The 17,385-nt window shown below is 71.9% G+C and carries 13 protein-coding genes; 5 read left to right on the plus strand and 8 right to left on the minus strand.

The window, feature by feature from the left end; translation table 11 throughout:
* Window positions 1-15: 15 nt before the first annotated feature.
* A complete protein-coding gene (locus ACWD4A_RS09545; protein ID WP_451191538.1) occupies window positions 16-3,054 on the minus strand; it encodes an FAD-linked oxidase C-terminal domain-containing protein in 3,039 nt (1,012 codons plus the stop codon).
* A gap of 454 nt (window positions 3,055-3,508) precedes the next feature.
* On the opposite strand from ACWD4A_RS09545, the gene serC reads away from it, so the two are divergent.
* Both serC and ACWD4A_RS09555 read left to right on the plus strand, forming a co-directional pair.
* Window positions 3,509-4,627 carry a phosphoserine transaminase gene (gene serC, locus ACWD4A_RS09550; RefSeq protein WP_451191539.1) on the plus strand — a complete coding sequence of 373 codons (1,119 nt, stop codon included), beginning with the start codon at window positions 3,509-3,511 and terminating at the stop codon, window positions 4,625-4,627.
* A 60-nt stretch (window positions 4,628-4,687) separates the two neighbouring features.
* The gene (locus ACWD4A_RS09555) at window positions 4,688-5,095 is read left to right on the plus strand and encodes a TIGR03668 family PPOX class F420-dependent oxidoreductase (RefSeq protein WP_451191541.1); all 408 of its coding nucleotides are present in this window, start codon (window positions 4,688-4,690) and stop codon (window positions 5,093-5,095) included.
* On the opposite strand, the gene ACWD4A_RS09560 is transcribed toward ACWD4A_RS09555, so the two are convergent.
* Entirely contained in the window at window positions 5,053-6,234 is a 1,182-nt protein-coding gene (locus ACWD4A_RS09560; RefSeq protein ID WP_451191543.1) for a helix-turn-helix domain-containing protein, read from the minus strand. The two genes, ACWD4A_RS09555 and ACWD4A_RS09560, sit on opposite strands and share 43 nt — an antisense overlap.
* Window positions 6,235-6,773: 539 nt before the next feature.
* On the opposite strand from ACWD4A_RS09560, the gene ACWD4A_RS09565 reads away from it, so the two are divergent.
* On the plus strand, window positions 6,774-6,917 hold the full coding sequence (locus tag ACWD4A_RS09565) for a hypothetical protein (RefSeq protein ID WP_451191545.1): 144 nt from the start codon (window positions 6,774-6,776) through the stop codon (window positions 6,915-6,917).
* Between the two features lie 570 nt (window positions 6,918-7,487).
* Here ACWD4A_RS09565 and ACWD4A_RS09570 read toward each other — a convergent pair.
* Both ACWD4A_RS09570 and ACWD4A_RS09575 read right to left on the minus strand, forming a co-directional pair.
* Window positions 7,488-8,744, minus strand: coding sequence for an MFS transporter (locus tag ACWD4A_RS09570; RefSeq protein WP_451191548.1), 1,257 nt, complete (start codon window positions 8,742-8,744; stop codon window positions 7,488-7,490).
* A 26-nt stretch (window positions 8,745-8,770) separates the two neighbouring features.
* A complete protein-coding gene (locus ACWD4A_RS09575) occupies window positions 8,771-9,814 on the minus strand; it encodes an iron-containing redox enzyme family protein (RefSeq protein WP_451191550.1) in 1,044 nt (347 codons plus the stop codon).
* 632 nt (window positions 9,815-10,446) lie between these two features.
* Between ACWD4A_RS09575 and ACWD4A_RS09580 the strand changes: the two genes are divergently transcribed.
* Window positions 10,447-11,136 (plus strand): GDSL-type esterase/lipase family protein, encoded by a 690-nt coding sequence (locus ACWD4A_RS09580; protein ID WP_451191552.1) that lies wholly within the window; start codon window positions 10,447-10,449, stop codon window positions 11,134-11,136.
* A 71-nt stretch (window positions 11,137-11,207) separates the two neighbouring features.
* Window positions 11,208-12,182: an aldo/keto reductase gene (locus ACWD4A_RS09585; protein ID WP_451191554.1), complete on the plus strand. Its 975-nt coding sequence runs from the start codon at window positions 11,208-11,210 to the stop codon at window positions 12,180-12,182.
* Between the two features lie 75 nt (window positions 12,183-12,257).
* Here the strand turns inward: ACWD4A_RS09585 and ACWD4A_RS09590 are convergent, their stop codons facing one another.
* From ACWD4A_RS09590 to thpR, 4 genes are all read right to left on the minus strand, one after another.
* Window positions 12,258-13,109 (minus strand): geranyl diphosphate 2-C-methyltransferase, encoded by an 852-nt coding sequence (locus ACWD4A_RS09590; protein ID WP_451191556.1) that lies wholly within the window; start codon window positions 13,107-13,109, stop codon window positions 12,258-12,260.
* Window positions 13,110-13,163: 54 nt separating this feature from the next.
* Window positions 13,164-14,324 carry a family 2 encapsulin nanocompartment cargo protein terpene cyclase gene (locus ACWD4A_RS09595; protein WP_451191558.1) on the minus strand — a complete coding sequence of 387 codons (1,161 nt, stop codon included), beginning with the start codon at window positions 14,322-14,324 and terminating at the stop codon, window positions 13,164-13,166.
* Window positions 14,325-14,335: 11 nt separating this feature from the next.
* Window positions 14,336-15,757 carry a family 2B encapsulin nanocompartment shell protein gene (locus ACWD4A_RS09600; protein WP_451191561.1) on the minus strand — a complete coding sequence of 474 codons (1,422 nt, stop codon included), beginning with the start codon at window positions 15,755-15,757 and terminating at the stop codon, window positions 14,336-14,338.
* A 961-nt stretch (window positions 15,758-16,718) separates the two neighbouring features.
* Entirely contained in the window at window positions 16,719-17,282 is a 564-nt protein-coding gene (gene thpR, locus ACWD4A_RS09605) for an RNA 2',3'-cyclic phosphodiesterase (protein WP_451191563.1), read from the minus strand.
* Window positions 17,283-17,385 lie beyond the last annotated feature (103 nt).

The raw sequence follows: 17,385 nt of genomic DNA on the forward strand, positions 1-17,385 counted from the left end.
CAAGCGTGCTTGCCTTTATTTTTCGTCAGGGTTTCCCTCAGGGGCCAGCGCTTCCGCGAGGAGTTCCGCCAGGTGGCGGGCGCGGCGTCCGGTGAGCTGCTCCAGCTGCGTACGGCAGGAGAAGCCGTCGGCCAGCAGCCGGGCTTCGGGCGGGGCCTTCCGGACGGCGGGCAGCAGTTGCTCCTCGGCGCAGGTCACGGAGACGTCGTAGTGGCCGCGTTCGAAGCCGAAGTTCCCGGCGAGGCCGCAGCAGCCTCCGCTCAACTCGCCGTCAAGGCCCGCCTTTTCGCGGAGGTGGCGCTCCGCCGCATCACCCAGTACGGCGTGCTGGTGGCAGTGCGTCTGACCGACGACGGGCCGGTCGACGCGCGGCGGCCGCCAGCCGGGGGCGAGCTCTTCGAGGGTCTGGGCGAAGGTGCGGACGGAATCGGCGAGCCGCCTCGCCCGGGGATCGTCCGGGAGAAGCTCGGGGAGGTCCGTACGGAGAGCGGCGGCGCAGCTCGGCTCCAGGACCGTGACGGGGTGCCCTTGTGCGAGGGCCGGGGTCATCAGATCGAGGGTACGGCGCAGTACGCGGCGGGCGGTGGGGAGTTGGCCGGTGGTGATCCAGGTGAGGGCGCAGCATGGTGCTTTTGGGGGGAGCGTGATGTGGATCCCGGCGGCGTCCAGTACGGATACGGCGGCGTGGGCGATGTGCGGGGCGAGGTGGTTGGTGAAGGTGTCGGGCCAGAGAGTGGTTTCGCGCCTGCGGGGTCCTTGCGCCGGACGGGCGGAGGTCGGACCTTCGGCTGCGGGCCGGTCCGCGCCTGCGGCGGGCTCTTCCCCAATCCCGCCCCTTCCCGAACTGGGGGCAAGCCCCCAGACCCCCAGGGGGTGCAATTCAGCCCTTGGGGGTCCCCCCGGACGGAGTCTGGGGGAGTTTGAGGACAAGCGGCGGAGCCGCTTTGGGGGTCTGGGGGTCTCCCCCAGTTTCGGGAAGGGGCGGGATTGGGGAAAGAACGGCTCAGCCGGCAACACCGGCAGCGAACGTTCCGGCGCGACGCCGGCCACCCGCTTCGCCGGCCCGCCCAGCGGGCCCCGCGCCACCGCGTTGAAGGCGGGACCCGCCCGGAGGAAAGACACCAGCCGCAGCCACACCGGCAGCCACCCCATCGAGTAATGACCAGCGGGGCGCAAGCGCCCCGCGTAGTGGTGATGGAGGAATTCGGCCTTGTAGGTGGCCATGTCCACGCCCACAGGGCAATCGCTGCGGCAGCCCTTGCAGGAGAGGCAGAGGTCGAGAGCGTCCCGGACCTCCTCCGAGCGCCACCCGTCGCGTACCACCTCCCCCGCCAGCATCTCGTGCAGCAGACGTGCGCGCCCGCGTGTGGAGTGCTGTTCCTCGCCGGTCGCCCGGTACGAGGGGCACATCACCCCCGCACCGCCGGAGGCCGTCGTCTCGCGGCACTTGGCGACGCCGACGCAGCGCCGGACCGCCGCCGTGAAGTCGCCGCCGTCACCCGGATAGCTGAACTCGACCGGCACCGGGTGCTTGGGGAGGGGCGCGAAGCGGAGGTTCTCGTCCAGGCGGGCAGGGCGGGCGAGGATGCCGGGGTTGAGGCCGTGCGCGGGGTCCCAGAGGTCCTTGAAGCGTTCGAAGGACCGCACCAGCTCGGGCCCGTACATCCTCGGCAGGAGTTCGGCCCGCGCCTGGCCGTCGCCGTGCTCGCCGGACAGGGAGCCGCCGTGGGCCACGACCAGGTCCGCCAGCTCGCCGGAGAAGTCACGGAAGCGCCGCACGCCGTCCGCACTGATCAGGTCGAAGTCGATGCGGACATGGACGCAGCCGTCACCGAAGTGCCCGTACGGGGCGCCGCGCAGCCCGTGGCGCCCCAACAGGGCGCGGAATTCACGGAGGTACGCGCCGAGCCGGGCGGGCGGCACCGCGCAGTCCTCCCAGCCGGGCCAGGCCTCGGTGCCGTCCGGCATACGGGTGGCCGTGCCGGCCGCGTCGTCCCGTACGCGCCACAGGGCGCGCCGCGCCGCCGGTTCGGTGAGCACCGCGTGGCCGGTCGTTCCGGCGGCGGACGCCCGGACGATCTCCTCGGCGCGGGCGGCCGCCTCCGCCGGGGAGTCCCCGCCCGTCTCGACGAACAGCCAGGCCGCACCCTCAGGGAGGCCCGGCGCGTCACCGACGAGGTCGGCGGCCATGCCCTCGATCGTCAACGGCCCGTACGGGAGCAGGAGATGGGCCGCGTCCGCCGCGTCGCTCTCGTGCCCGTACCCCAGTACCGCCAGGGCGCGGGCGCGCGGCGCCGCCACCAGCCGTACGGTCGCCTCCGTCAGCACCCCGAGCGTGCCCTCGCTGCCGGTGAAGGCGCGGGCGACGTCGACGCGCTTCTCGGGGAGCAGCGCGTCGAGCGCGTAGCCCGAGATGCGGCGGGGCAGCTCCGGGAAGCCGGTGCGCAGCGACGCCAACCGCTCGTCGGTGAACGTCCGGAGCCCGGCGGCCAGTCGTGGCGGCAGTCCGTCGAGGCCCTGTCCGAGCCGGGCGCGCTCGCCCCCGTAGGTGAGGACCCGTAGATCGCATACGTTGTCGGCCGTGGTGCCCCAGGCGACGGAGTGCGCGCCGCACGCGTTGTTGCCGATCATCCCGCCGAGCGTGCAGCGGGCGTGCGTCGAGGGGTCGGGGCCGAACGTCAGACCGTGCGCGCCCGCCGCCGCGCGCAGCGTGTCGAGGACGACTCCCGGCTGTACCACGGCCGTTCGGGCCTCCGGGTCGATCCCGGCGATCGCGGCCATGTGCCGGGTGAAGTCCAGCACCACGCCCGTGCCGGTGGCCTGCCCGGCGATCGACGTACCACCGCCCCGCGGCACCACCGGGACGCCGTGCTCCCGGCAGACCGCGAGCGCGGCCTCGACGTCCTCGGCGTCGCGCGGGGCGACGACGCCGAGCGGGACCCGGCGGTAGTTCGAGGCGTCCATGGTCACGAGGGCACGACTCCCGGCGTCGAAGGCCACGCCGCCGCGCACCACGGCTCGCAGGGCCTGCTCGATGTCCCGCGTATCGCTCATGCCACACAGCGTGCCGTGTCCTGGTGCCGGACGGGCAGATACCGGACCTCTGGCTGCGGGTTCTTTTGACCGGGGCTGCGCCCCGGACCCCGAAGCACGCTTCGCGCGCTGTCCTCAAACGCCGGACGGGCTGAATTGCGCACCCCGAGACGCGAGGGGCCGGGACACGCAGGGGTGGCACGGCCCCGCACCAGGGCAACGGCGGACGAGCCCACAACCAGCCCGTCCGGCGATTGAGGCCACCCACCGCAGCCGCGACGGCCCAGCACCATCACAACGGCGAGCGGCGCAGCCAACCCGCACCGTCGCAACGGCGACAAGCCAAAACCAGCCCGTCCGGCGATTGAGGACGCGGCCGCAGGCCGCCCCCGCCGCAGGCGGCAACGGCGGACGCACCCGTCTCACCCGATGGACCAGGGGAGACCCCCGCCCGGCAGGGCACTAGGCTCAAGCCGTGGCTGATATCCAGATCCCCGCTGACATCAAGCCCGCCGATGGTCGCTTCGGCGCGGGCCCGTCCAAGGTGCGTACGGAGGCGCTCGGCGCCCTGGCTGCCACCGGAACCTCACTGCTCGGCACGTCCCACCGCCAGGCCCCGGTCAAGAAGCTGGTCGGCAAGGTGCGCGACGGCGTCCGTGATCTCTTCTCGCTGCCCGAGGGCTACGAGGTGATCCTCGGCAACGGCGGCTCGACCGCGTTCTGGGACATCGCGACGTACGGGCTGATCGAGTCCAAGTCGCAGCATCTCTCCTTCGGCGAGTTCTCCTCGAAGTTCGCGAAGGCGGCGCGGCTGGCGCCGTGGCTGCAGGAGCCCACGGTGATCTCCTCCGAGCCGGGGACGCACCCGGAGCCGCGGGCGGAGGCGGGCGTCGACGTCTACGCCTTCACCCACAACGAGACCTCGACCGGTGTCGCCGCGCCGGTCCGGCGTGTCGAGGGGGCCGACGCGGGTGCGCTCGTCCTGGTGGACGCGACCTCGGGCGCGGGCGGGCTGCCCGTGGACATCTCCCAGAGCGACGTCTACTACTTCGCCCCGCAGAAGTCCTTCGCGTCCGACGGCGGCCTGTGGCTGGCCGCGTTCTCCCCGGCGGCCCTGGAGCGCGCCGCGCGCGTCCACGCGTCCGGGCGGCACGTGCCCGAGTTCTTCTCGCTGCCGACCGCGATCGACAACTCGCTGAAGAACCAGACGTACAACACCCCCGCCCTCTCCACCCTCTTCCTGCTCAACGAGCAGCTGGAGTGGCTCAACGGCCAGGGCGGCCTGGACTGGGCGGTCGCCCGCACCGCCGACTCGTCCTCCCGCCTCTACACCTGGGCGGAGAAGTCCCCGTACGCGTCGCCCTTCGTCACCGACCCGGCCAAGCGGTCGCAGGTCATCGGCACGATCGACTTCTCCGACGACGTCGACGCGGCCGCCGTCGCCGCCACCCTCCGCGCCAACGGCATCGTCGACACCGAGCCGTACCGCAAGCTGGGCCGCAACCAGCTGCGCGTGGCGATGTTCCCGGCGATCGAGCCGACGGACGTCGAGGCGCTGACCGTCTGCATCGACCATGTGATCGAGCGGCTCTGATCCGACCGTGTCCCGTACCCGGGCGGGCCGTAGTTCGGCCCGCCCGGGTACGGTCGGCCCATGCAGCTCGCTTCCGCCGAGGCCCGGAAACGCTTCCAGGAATCACCGGTCGCCCGGCTCGCCACGGCCGACGCAACGGGACGGCCGCACGTGGTGCCCATCGTCTTCGCCTTGGGCGAGAACCTCCTGTACTTCGCCGTCGACCACAAGCCGAAGACCACGCAGAACCTGCGCCGCCTGCACAACATCCGGGAAAACCCCCGGGTCTCCGTCCTGGTCGACCACTACGCGGCCGACTGGACCACCCTGTGGTGGGCACGGGCGGACGGCCGGGCCGCCATCTGGACGGACCCCGCACAACGGCGCACCCCGGTCGACCTCCTGCGGGACAAGTACCCGCAGTACGCGGAACGTCCGGGACGGGCTCAGAGAGCGATCCCCGAGAGTTTCGAGAGCTTGAGCAGCTGAGGGTTGCTGCGTCGGTGCAGCGTGGCGAGCACGCGGAACACCTCTTGCCCCATGGGGTGGATGCGGGCCATCTGCGGGGCCGCGCTCCACGCGATGCCGAGGTTCTCCAACGCGCCGTCGCGGTCGCCCACATCGAGTTGCGCACGCGCGACGTTGATGTGCGTCGGTGCCACACGTGTCGCGGGAAGCCCCTCCAGCGCGGCGGCCAGGTTGTCCGTGAGCGTCAGGGCCTCGCGGGGCTTGCCCAGGTCCACGTTCGTGGCAAGCCTGTGCGTCAGGGTGTTCTGCGGCCCGAAGGTCAGGCCATGGATATCAAGGTCCGCCGTGAAGTGTTCAGATGCGGACAGCGCCGAACGGATATGCCGTCCGGCTTCCCTGACGGCCTCCCGCTTGTCCTCCAGCCGGCCTGCCAGGGTCATGCCGCGCAGGTTGAGAATGCCGACGGCGACGTCCCGTTCCGTCCCGCCGAGGGAAGCCTGCGCGACGGCGATCGCGCGGTCGATCAGGACCAGCCCCGTCTCACAGTCCCCGAAGTTCAGATACGTCCCGGCCCGGTCCCGTACGGCGATGGCCTCCGCAAGAGGATTCGGCTTCTGCCCGGCGGCCCACCCCTGCCGTGCCACGGCCAACTCCGCCAGGTCCATCCAGCGGTGCCGGGCCGCGAGCCAGTACGCGGCGCTGTAGACCTCCGCGAGCGCGGCCCAGCTCTCAGCGGTATTGGCCGTGTGGGCATGGGTGGTGGAGTCCCTGAGCAAGCCGGGCAGCAGCTTGAGCAGACTCGCGACGTCCACGCTGTCCCGGCACCGTCCCGCGATGGCGAGACCAGCGGCGATCCGCTCCTCCTCCACCGGCCGCCCGCCGGGAAGGTCGTAGTCCCGCATGGCCGAACGCAGCTCCGCCAGGAGCGTCTCGGCGTCATGCGCCACAGGAGCCCGGCCGAGAACTTCGGCCATGGACAGACCCATCGCCCGGCCGAGGGCCGTCGCCACGGCGGGCGTCAAGGCCCGGTCCCCGACCTCGATCTTGCTGAGCAGCGAGACGGAGACCACCGCGCGCTTGGCCAACTTGGCCTGGGACCAGCCACGGGCCTTGCGCAGCACCACGACATTCACGCCCGGGGCCGGAGGTGGAGTGCCCATGTGATCAATCTTCCCTGCGGAGGCGACCTTCCGCCCATGGTCGCAGGCCGTTCGCTTTGCCGCACGAACTGTGTGCAAACGGCGTGCAAGTTCCCGCACTTCCTGTGCCGTTGACTGATGCAGGCACGACACAAGAGACCCCGGCAGCCGCGCACACGGCCCCGGGGAGCGGCCAACCTGAAGGAAGCAGATCGACGATGCGTAACCCTATCGCCCGTTGGTTCGGCTGGGTGAGAGCGCTGTTCGCGCCCGTTGAAAGGGGGCGGGTCTCGCCCACCGCCCCGGCGACATGGACTCCCCCAGTGCCGCCCACAGCGCCCCCGGCGCCGAGAAGCCCCTTCGACCCTCCGCAGAACGACAGTCATCCGACGTTCCTGTGGGTCACAGCGCACGGCATCGACATCAGGTCCCGCCAGACCCTCGATACGGAAAGCGAGCGTCCACACCCAGTCCATCAAATTGCCCCGGTTGTCGGGACGTTCGTCGTCGACACCGTCGCCGGTGGCGCCGGGCGCGTAACGGCTGTGGACCGCGACGGAATGATCCGCATCCAGCACCCCAATGGCCACACCTGGAAGTCCTGCACCGTCCGACCCGCCGACCCGGTGGAGCGGCTCAACCTCCTCGCCGCCGACGCCAAGGCCGCGCGGCGCGCCGTCCAGTGGCCGGAAAGAAGGCCATGACGCGCATGCGGGTCGAATGGGCCGGGCTTCCCGAAGGGGTACGCGCCGCGGTGGTGCGGCGGAGTGGGGGCGTGCGGGCCGTCCGGGATATTCCGTACGGGATCACCTGTCGGTTCGCCGCGGCGCTGGACACGGCCTCCGGGCCGGTCTTCGTCAAGGGGGTACCGGTGGGCGACACATGGGGACAGACCGGGCAGGCGCGGGAAGCGGCCCTGGGCGGCGTCGTCCCCGGCGCCGTCGGGCCGCGGTTCCTGTGGCGGGTGGAGGCGGACGGCTGGGACGTGGTCGGGTTCGTGGGGGTGGAGGGGCGGCACGCCGACCTGTCCCCCGGGTCCGCCGATCTGCCGCTCGTCGCGGACGTCCTGCGCGAGGCGCAAGCGCTGCGCGCCCCGACCGCCGCCGTCCCGCTCCTCGCCGACCGTTGGCCGGAGTTGAGCGGTGCCGACCGGGCCCTGCTGGCCGGAGAGACCCTTTCGTGGCGGCGACGTGCCGGCAGTGGACGGCCAGGGTGGGGCCGCGGGACGCCCGCCCGGGCAACGAGCGATTTGCCACGCTGCTGTCTCCCGGTTGCTAAGGACGTAGCGCCCGCCGCAGCAGCGTCAGGGACACCAGGGACAGGGCCGTCACAAGGGCCGTCCCGCAGAGGAGGTAGGTGCGGCTGCCGCCGCCCGAGAGGGTGGTGAGGAGGCCGCCGGTCCAGGCGCCGATCGCCACGCCGCCGTAGGCGATGCCGCGGCAGATGCCCGAGATCCGCCCGGCGAGGCCGGGGCCGGCGACCTGCTGTCGCATGGCCCGCCACTGGACGTTGAAGATCACCGCGCCGCAGGTGCTGGCCATGAGGGCCAGGGCGACGACCACGGCGTGGCCGGGGAAGGCCATCAGGGCGCAGGCCGCCGCCAGGCCGGCCAGGCCGAGCGCCATCCCCGGGGCGTGGCCCAGGCGTTGGCCCAGCCGGGGCAGGACCGCGGCGGCCGCCAGGGCGAAGAGGCTCGAACCGGTCAGGATCAGGCCGACGGCGTGCGCGGAGGTGTGCAGGCCGTGCCGGAGGGAGTAGATCGCGTAGATGTCCAGGGAGCCGGTGCACAGGTTGGAGCCGGTGCTCAGGAGGATGCCGAGCCGGACGGGCCGCAGGTGCCACGCCTGCCGGAGGCCGTGCACGACGTCCGCCCGGAGCTGTCGCACCGGCGCCGGGGCGGCGGCGGGTTCGCCCCTCAGCTTCCGCATCGGGAGGACGAGGAGCGCGGCCGCGAAGAAGCTGAGGGCGTTGAGGCCGATCGCCGGGCCGCCGTTGCCGAAGCCGACCAGGACCCCGGCGAGGGCCGGGCCGGTGACCGCGCACAGGGTGCGGGTGGTCTCCAGGCGGGAATTCGCCTCCAGCAGCCGGGCCGCCGGAAGCAGCCGGGGGACGGCCGCCTCGTACGAGGAGAGCAGTACGGAGGCGGCACCGGCCGTCACGACCGTGATGACGCCGATGACCGGCACCCCGGCGGTGCCGGTGGCGATGAGCACGGCGAGTACGGCCATGAGGGTGCCCGCCAGGAGGGACGTCGTGACGAGGAGGCGGTACGGGCCCTGCCGGTCGGTCACGGCGCCGCCGAGGATCCCGGCCACGATGTGCGGCGCCATGGACAGGCCGAAGATCAGCGACATGGCCGCGGCGGAGCCGGTCACCGAATAGACCACGAGGGGAAGGGCGACGGTGTGCACCTCGTCGCCGAGCTGGCTGCTGGTCTGGGCCGCCCAGAAGCGGACGAACGCCCTGTCCCGCCGGAGCGGGACAGCGGCGCCGTCCGCGTTCATGGATGCCGTGGTGGCGTCGGTCGTCATCAGAAGTGTCAGCGGCCTCGGAGGCGTCAGAGGTGGAAGTAGTCGACCTTGATGCGCGGGATGTAGTTGGCGATGTCCGAGTAGTACTGGACGATCCCATCGTGGAACTGGTCGTACGAGTGCTTGAGGTCGTGCAGATTGTTCACGGCCCGGTGCGCCCGGTCGGCGGGTACGTCGCCGAGAATGTCGACGGCCTCGTCGAGGAGCCCGGCGTGCCCTGCCTCCACATCGATCCGCATATGCGTGATCAGCGGCTCCGCGCAGGCCTCGGGATATCCCGCGGTACGGGCGGCCTTGCGCAGGCTCTCGGCGCCCTCCTCGAAATCGTCGGCACGGGCCTCGAACAGCGTGGTGCAGGCGATATAGGAAAGGGTGTCCTGCCGGGCTATTTCGCAGAGGTTGTTGATGAGCGACCAGGTGCCGATGACGGGGTGCGCATCGAGGATGTGCTCCTTGGGCAGGCCCATTTTCTTGAGCGACTGCAGCAGCATTCCCGCGTGGTTGTACTCCTCGGTGAAATACCGGGAGAGCAGCGGTATCAGCCGGTCGTCGGTGCAGTGGGCAATGGCCGTGGCGATGTGCTTCGGTGCGGACTTCACATAGTGATAGGTCTCCAGGATCATTCCCATGAAGACCTCGCCGCGCAGTTCGCCGCTCTCCAGGCCCGCGAAGAGGTTGTGGAAGCCGATCTGCCTGCCCCACATGTCGCAACTGGCCTCGATCTGCTCCACGAACGCCGGGCCCGGCACGCAGGCCAGCGGCTCGGGCCGGTGGAGCAGCCCCAGTTCGTCGAAGGTCTCGGCGATCTGGCGCACGGACGCCTCGTCGACCCCGGTGCGCTCGACGATCCGGGCGATGGAGTGTCGGCCGTCGAAGTACCGCTTGATGCCGAGGAACTGCTCCCGGCTGCCGAACTCCTCCGTGAGTTCGAAGTACTCCTTGCCGACGATCATCAGCATGGGGGCGTCGTCGGATTCCCACTTGAAGGTGCAGTGACGCAGTCGCGGATATTCGACGCGGGCCTGCGCGGCAGAGAGGCCCGTCCGGTCGGTCGTGGGCACAACGGTCATGACGAGAAAAGCCTTTCTGGTTTCCTGGGCGCGGGGGGCGCCTGGCCGCCGAAGCGGCCGGGCGCCCCCGGCGTGCGGGCGTCAGCCGCAGGTGATAACGGAAGAGATCTTCGAACCCCCGGCGGGAGCCTCGACCTTCTTCACCGAGATCTTCACCATTTCGATGCACCTCCTTCAAGGTAATCCGGACGAGCCGCCGCGACGCCCTCCCGATTGGTTACCGGGGGAATTTCTCGGCGGCGGGATCATCTTGTTTCGGCGTTCACATCCCGGCAAGAAAACGCGCCTGTGGCACACACCACACGCGCGGCGCGTTTGACGGCGGCGATCCGCACGTCTCGCGAACATTCGGGCAGCCTTTCCCATTTCGCATTCCCTCGGCGACCACCGGGGGATTCCTTCGATGCGGAAGCGGCCGGCGCGCCGCGGCCTGCGATCGAGGGGGTGCGGGCCCGGCCTCGCGCGGGTGACGACAAAGGGACCAACTCAGTCCACGCAGACCCCACCAGACACACGGGCACCAGAAGATGCGGCTCCCCCAGGGCAAAGTTTCGGCCAACCCGCCTTCCGGACCACCGGGAACACTCGCCCCCGCGCCCGCCCGGGCCACCGCCGTCCGCGATGATGGCCCCATGCGCATCATGTTTGTCGGCGACTCGATGACCATCGGCAGCGCCGGCGACTTCACCTGGCGCTACCGCATGTGGCAGCACCTCAACGCCCATCACGGCGGCCCGTACAAGATCGTCGGGCCCCGCCGTCACCTCCACGACCCCGCCACCGACTCCCCCGGCTCGCTCGACTACGCCGACCCGGACTTCCCCGAGCGCGCGCGGGCGCACCTCGCGGGCTGGGGCGAGGGCTGGCTGCACATGGCGCCGCTGATCGGGGACGCCGTACGGGCCGGGCGGGCCGACACCCTGCTGGTCTCCCTCGGGCTCATCGACCTCGGCTTCTACACCGACGCCGAGCAGACCGCCGTCAACGTCCGCGGCTTCCTCGCCGCGGCCCGGGAGGCCAACCCCCGCGTGCGGGCCGTCCTGCTGCCGGTCATCCCCAACGTCCGCGCGGCCGGGGACCCCGCCTTCGCCGGCCAGGTCGAGCGCTTCAACGAGCTGCTCGGCAAGGCGGTCGCCGACCTCGACACCCCCGGCTCGCCCCTGCTCCTCGCCTCCCAGCCGCCCGGCTGGGAGATGGACCGCGACACGTACGACGGCACGCACCCCAGCCCGTCCGGGGAACACCGCATCGCCGCGGCCTTCGCCGACGCCATGTACCAGGCATGGGAGGTCGGGGACCCCTACGGGCTCCCGCGGCACTGACCGCGACTCTGACGCACCGTCAAGAGGGTGGGTCTTGATTGGAGTGCGCTCCAGGGCGTTGGCTAGCGGCCATGGAGTACACGCAGCTCGGACGCACAGGGCTCAAGGTCGGCCGGATCGTCCTCGGGACGATGAACTTCGGGCCCCGCACGGACGAGGCCGACAGTCACACCATCATGGACGCCGCGCTCGACGCGGGCATCAACCTCTTCGACACCGCCAACGTCTACGGGTTCGGCGAGAACAAGGGCCGCACCGAGGAGATCATCGGCAGCTGGTTCGCCAAGGGCGGCGAGCGGCGCGACAAGGTCGTCCTCGCCACCAAGGTGTTCGGTCACATGGGCCCCGACGGTCCCGTCTGGCCCAACCGGGACCATCTGTCCGCCCTCAACATCCGCCGCGCCGTCGACGCCAGCCTCAAGCGGCTGCAGACGGACCACATCGACCTCTACCAGTTCCACCACGTCGACCGCGGCACGCCGTGGGACGAGATCTGGCAAGCCGTCGACGTCCTCGTCCAGCAGGGCAAGATCCTCTACGCGGGCTCCTCCAACCACGCCGGGTGGCACATCGCCCAGGCCAACGAGGCGGCCCGGCGGCGCAACTCGCTGGGGCTGGTCAGCGAGCAGTGCCTGTACAACCTCGCCGAGCGGCGCGCCGAGATGGAGGTCGTCCCGGCCGCCGAGGCGTACGGGCTCGGCGTCATCCCCTGGTCGCCGCTGGCCGGCGGCCTCCTCGGCGGCGTCATCCGCTCCGGCACCACCTCGGGCCGGTCGGCGGACGCGCTCGCCAACACGAAGGTGCGGGAGCAGGTGCAGGCGTACGAGGACCTGCTCGACAAGCACGGGCTCGCCCCCGGCGAGGTGGCCCTCGCCTGGCTTCTCACCCGGCCCGGCGTGACCGGCCCCATCGTCGGGCCGCGGACGGCGGACCAGCTCTCGTCCGCGCTGCGCGCGGTGGAACTGAAGCTGCCGGAGGAGCTGCTGGCCGAACTGGACGCCATCTTCCCCGGCCCGGGTCCGTCGCCGGAGGCCTTCGCCTGGTGACGCCCCGGTACTGAGGGGTCCGGGGGCTCCACCCCCCGGACCCCGGCTCGGTGCGGCCGACGGTGTCGGATCCGGTCAGATCCGGTCGGCCGCTATCAGCAGATAGTGGAAGCTGCCTTCCTTGTACGCCGTGAGGAAGGGGTCCTCGACGCCCGTGGCGAGCGAGGACTTGGCCCGGAGCTCCCAGTAGGGGATGGCCGCGGGGGTGAGGTCGACGACGTTGATGGGGACGAGGCCATTGGCCGCCATGGCCTTGAAGTAGGCGCTGCGCGGGTGAATGTTGCAGGTGTAGTGCTCGTCGATGGCACTGACCGCCTTGGAGCGGCCACCGGTCACATCGTTGGAACAGCCGGTGATGACGACGTAACGGCCACCGCGGGCGAGCTGCCGGGCGTGCTCGGCGAAGAGCTCGCCCAGGTCCACGTACATGGTGGACTCGTTGTTCCAGATGCCCTGGAAGGCGCCGGCCGGGAAGCCGGTGTCCAGCATGTTGCGGAAGTGGTAGCGCACCTTGCCGTCCACGCCGCGCCTGCGGGCCTCGGCGTTGGCGAAGTCGACCTGCGCCTCGGAGATGGAGACGCCGTCGACCTGGCAGCCGAAGCGGGCGTTGGCCATGATGCTGCTGCCGCCCCGGCCGCAGCCCGCGTCGAGCAGCCGCTGACCGGGGGCGACGGGGCCGAGGTGGTCGAGAAGGACGTCGGCCTGGGCCGACTCCAGGCGGTGGAGCTCCTCGACGATGCGCGCGTCCCGGGTGTCCGCCGGCCCCTCCAGCACGGAGGGGTCGTAGTCGCCGAGCCCGTAGTGGTGGTGGTAGAGGTCGTCGACCTCGCCCAGCCGCAGGTTCACCGGGTCCTTCTCGTTGTTCCAGTAGTCGGCGACCGCCTGCTGGTACGCGGTGCGCAGGACGACCTCGGGGGTGGTGGTCATCGGGGGAATGCTCCTTACAGATGTGCGAAAAAGAGAGGCCGGGCGGGACCGGGCCTAGGCGTAACGGGCGCTGCCCGCGTGCCACTCGCGGTTGCCACCGAGCCAGGCCCACACCCCGGCGAGGAAGCGGACGAGCGCCGGGGAGCCGGCCGGGACGAGGGCGGCGGCCTCGTGCTCGAAGGTGCGCACCAGCTCGTCGTGGACGGCCACGCTGCGCTCGACCGCTTCCCGCAGCGAGCACCGCTCCTCGGCGGCGATCACCGTGGGGAGGCTGAACTCCACACCGCCGGAGTCCTGTTCCTTGGCCATGGAGTAGAGGTCGTTGACGAGCGTGGCGGCCGTACCGGCCATGGTCACGGCGCGCCGCACGCGCGGGTCCGCGTACTCCTCGGGGGACAGCCGGTAGCCCTCGACGACGTCGATCAGCGCGATGCAGGGCATGAAGCTGTTGACCTGCCGGTGGGCCAGGTACTCCCAGACGGCGGGCATCCGGCCGGTGCTCCGCCAGGAGCCCTCCTGCCCGTACCCGACGAAGAGGACGGTGATCTCGTGGCGCAGCCGGGCGGCCTGGGTCGCGTCGGCGTACGGCGCGAGGCGTGCGAAGGCGTCGCGCAGGGCGACCCGTACGGGGTCGGCGTCCAGCCCCTCGGCGACCGGGCGCGCGTAGCGGGCCGGCGGGTGGGAGGGGTCGGCCGAGGTGTACGCGAGTCCCAGGTGGGAACCGAGCAGCGCCGGACCGGCCCCCATCGTCTCGTCGTCGCAGTAGTGGTCGTCGGTGGCCCACTCGGCGAGCGCGCACCGGGCGGCGGCGAGAAGGCGCTCGGGGTCGGCCGTGCCGGGGTGGGCGAGCGTCATCAGACGGCCGAAGTCGGTGGCGCGGACGCGGTCGAGCCGGCCGGGGTAGATGCCCACCTCCTCGGCCCAGTCGACGAGCCGGTCGTTGACCTCGCGGGCGAGGGCAGGGTCGTCGCGTAGGGCCGGCGGGCAGTAGAGGTCCGGGAAGGCGTCCGGGGTCTCCCGGGGTTCGCGGCGTGCTTCGGGCGCACGGGGCGCGATCCGGAGGGCGGAGGTGCCCAGCCCCGTGGGCCCGGCGGGGACGCGGCCGGACAGGCCGGGCAGCGTGGTCGCGGCGCGGGGCCGGGCCAGCAGCCCGGCCACCGACCGCGCCATGTCGTCGGTGGCCGCGGGCGCGGTCATGCGGGACAGCAGTGACACGAGGTCTCTCCTCAGGCGCCGGAGGCGCGGAACACCTCGACGTTCTCCAGGACCCCGAGCGCGTCGGGAACGAGGACGGCGGCCGAGTAGTAGGTGCTCACCAGGTAGGAGATGATCGCCTGCTCGTTGATGCCCATGAACCGGACGTTGAGGCCGGGCTCGTACTCGTCGGGTATGCCGGTCTGGCGCAGGCCGACCACGCCCTGCTCCGCCTCACCGGTGCGCAGCGCGAGGACGGCGGAGGTGCCCGCCTCGGAGACCGGGATCTTCCCGCACGGCAGCAGGGGCACGCCGCGCCAGGACGGCACACTGCGGCCGTCGAACTCCGTCTCGCCGAAGGTGATGCCACGCTTGGTGCACTCGCGGCCGAAGGCGGTGATGGCACGCGGGTGGGCGAGGAACGCCTTGGTCCCGCGGCGCATGCTCAGCAGCTCGTCCATGTCGTCCGGGGTGGGCGGGCCGGAGTGGGTCGAGATCCGCTGGCTGTAGTCGGCGTTGTGCAGCAGGCCGAACTCGGGGTTGTTGACGAGCTCGTGCTCCTGGCGCTCGCGCAGGGCCTCGACGGTCAGCCGGAGCTGCTGCTCGATCTGGTCCATCGGGTCGTTGTAGAGGTCGGCGACCCGGCTGTGCACCCGCAGGACGGTCTGGGCTACGCTCAACTCGTACTCGCGCGGCCGGAGTTCGTAGTCCACGAAGGTGCCGGGGATCTCCGGCTCGCCCGTGTGCCCGGAGGCGAGCGCGATGTCGGCCTCACCGCGCCTGTTCCGCGGCCGCCCCTCCTCGGCGAGCCGGTGGCGGACGTGGGCGCGCAGGGCCTCGCTCCGCCCGGCGATCTCCTCGTACGCGGTGCGCGGCAGCGCCAGGACGACGCAGGAGGTCAGCGCCCGCGCGGTGCACTCCCAGGCGCCGGGCTCGCCCCCGGCGACCCGGCCGCCGAGGAAACCGCCGTCGGTGACCACACCGCGCCGGGCCTGCTCGCCGTACCTGTCGGCGCGGGTCTTCTCGACCTTGCCGTGCGCGACGAGCAGGACGCGGTCGGCGGGCCGCCCCTCCTCGGCGATCACCTGGCCGGGCGCGTACTCCCGCTGCTCGAACCGGTCGGCGAGCGCCCGCAGCACGTCCTGGTCGCCGAAGCCGCGCAGCAGCGGCAGCTCCCCGAGCTCGGCGGGCACGACACGGACCGCCGACCCGTCCTGGACGAACGTGACCCGGCCGTCCCCGACCGTGACGACGAGCCGCCGGTTGACCCGGTACGTGCCGCCCTTGACCTCCACCCAGGGCAGCATCCGGAGGAGCCAGCGGGAGCTGATGCCCTGCATCTGGGGCACGGACTTGGTGGTCGTCGCCAGGTTCCGCGCGGCGGCGACCCCCAGGCTGAGCTGTGCGTGCGCCTGCGTCTGCCCTTGCCCTGCGGGCGGCGTTGCGGTCGTCATCCCGGATCCTCTCCGTGTCCCGTCTCGGGGTCCGGCGCGCAAGTGAATCAGGATGACGATCATGAACAGGGGTGTCCGAAAGCACAGTGGTCGCTTTTGCGCCATGGGTCATGTGGCCTCATGGGTTACCCGGGGGCAGCGGTTTCGGCCGCGGCTGCGGGGGTTTCGGCGCCCGGCAGTCACGAGGGCGCGCCCCTCGCATCCGTTTCGGCTACCGCCGAGGACGGCGAAAAACCGCCGTCGTGGGCCTGGGCCCGGCTGCGGTGCCCTCGCGCCGGGCGGGCGGCGAACGGCCCCCTGACCGCGGCTGGCGGGCGATTTCCCCCGGCCCCGCCCCTTCCCGGCTGTGTCGATATGCGGCTCCGCCGCGGCCGGGGCTCCGCCCCGCGACCCCCGCCCGGCTGCGGGCCGGTGGGTTTTCTTCCCCAGCCCCGCCCCTTCCCGAAACTGGGGGAGACCCCCAGACCCCCAAGCACGCTTCGCGCGCTGTCCTCAAACTCCCCCAGACTCCGTCCGGGGGGACCCCCAAGGGCTGGAGATGGGGTGACGCGAGGGGCCGGGACGCGCAGGGGTGGTGCGGGACGTAAAGCGAAGCAGTCCCGTACTACCCCGGAGCGTCCCGGCCCCGCACCCGACAACGGCGAGCGGCGTAACCAACCCGCACCGTCGCAACGGCGACGAGCCAAAAACCAGCCCGTCCGGCGATTGAGGACGCGACCGCAGGGAGCCCCCGCCGCAGGCGGCAAACCGACCCGCACCATCACAACGGCGACAAGCCAAAACCAGCCCGGCCGGCGTTTGAGGCCGCCCGCCGCAGGCGGCAACAGACGGGGAAGCCGAAGAACTACCGCACCGCAGACACCACGGCAACAACAACAAGCATCACGGCAAGCACCCCGGTCATGATCCGGTTCCTGGTCTTCGGGTCCACCCCACGAGCGTAACCGCCGGGTGGGGGCGGTCAGTGCCCCAGGGCCCACGCGGCCAGCGTCTCGTAGCGCGGGCGTTCGCCCGGGAGGCCGGAGGACGGGAGGCGGCTGCGGACGAGTTCCAGGCGGTCCACGGTCCACGGCGTGCCCGTGAAGTCCGCGAGGCCGTCCGCGTACGGCCGCAGGTTCACCGGGCCCGTGGCGCGGGCGAGGGTGAGGTGGGCGTGGAAGTCGTGGGTGCTGTCCACCGCGACCCCGGCCCGGCGGGCCCCGGCGGCGGCGGAGCGCGCGAGGTCGCGCAGGACCGTGCGTTCGCCGTCGGCGCCCACCCACAGGATGCGGTCGCCGAACCGGCCGCCCCCGGCGAACCGCAGCTCGTGCGGGGGGTGCCGGCGCGCGGCGCGGGCCAGCCGTTCGGTGAGCTCCGGCAGCAGGGCCTCGTCCACCTCGCCGAGGAAGGCGAGGGTGAAGTGCCAGGTGCCGGGCTCGGTCCAGCGCAGCCGCCCGGCACCGGGGAGGGAGCGCAGGGGCGTGACGGCGGCCGCGAGTTCCGCGACGACCTCCGGCGGCGGGGTCACGGCGGCGAAGAGTCGCATGGGGTCAGGCGGGACAGCTTGCCCCCGCTCCAGCGGAGTGAGGTCAGCTCGCACCCGGAGAACTCCACGGAGTCCACGCGCAGGTCTTCAAGCCGGGTGCGCT

The sequence above is a fragment of the Streptomyces sp. NPDC002537 genome, assembly GCF_053594975.1.